This window comes from Curtobacterium sp. CFBP9011 (genome assembly GCF_034045095.1).
In the GTDB taxonomy this organism is placed as follows: domain Bacteria; phylum Actinomycetota; class Actinomycetes; order Actinomycetales; family Microbacteriaceae; genus Curtobacterium.
On record NZ_JAXCWN010000018.1, the window covers coordinates 1 to 731 of the forward strand.

At 68.7% G+C, this 731-nt stretch carries 1 protein-coding gene; it reads right to left on the reverse strand.

Annotation, left to right across the window (positions count from 1 at the left end; all coding sequences use genetic code 11):
- A partial coding sequence (locus tag SOM35_RS17355) for a hypothetical protein (RefSeq protein ID WP_320516342.1) occupies positions 1 to 666 on the reverse strand: 666 nt, incomplete at its 3' end.
- Between the last annotated feature and the right edge of the window lie 65 nt (positions 667 to 731).

A 731-nucleotide genomic window follows, 5' to 3' on the forward strand; every position in this document is an offset into this window, starting at 1 on the left:
GATGGTGGCGGTGCCGACGAGCAGGCCGCCCTTGACGGCGTCGGTCTTGAAGGTGCTGTTGGGCAGCTTCGCGGCGTCGTCGGAGATGTGGACGGTGGTGCCGGTGAGGATCGCGTTGTCGCCCTCGAGCTGGAGCGGCTTCAGCGTCCCGCCGTGGAGGGAGAAGAGGTAGGCGTTGGCGACGGCGACCTTGCCGTTGACGAGGACGTCACCGGAGAGCTTCGAGGAGCCGGGGTTCACGACGAAGTTCTCGAGGGTGACGGTGGTGTCGCCGGCCTTGAGGGTCAGGCCGGAGTCGTCGTGGTTCAGCAGGCCCTGCACGTAGGGGCGGTACTTGCCGTCCGGGCTCCAGTAGGTGACCGAGCCGGAGGTGATCGGGAACGACACGGCGCCGTCGGCGAGCTTGGCGTTGCCGGAGACGCCCGGGGTCAGCTTCAGCGAGGTGAGGGCGTCGGTGAAGCCCTTGTCGAGGGCGACGGAGGTGTTGCCGCCGAGGACCTCGGGGACCGAGGCGACCGGTGCGGGGATCTTCGACGCGGAGCTGGAGGAGACGGTGTGCACGGTCGGGGTCGAGGCGTTGGCGGCGGTGATGCCGAAGCCGGCACCGCCCAGGACGATCGCGCCGGCGGTGGCGAGGGTGATCGTGTTCTTCAGGGACTTGCGCATGTCTTCATTCCTTTGCTTGAACGCGCTCGGCGCGGTTGGTGACAGCGCGCCGAACACACCCCGGC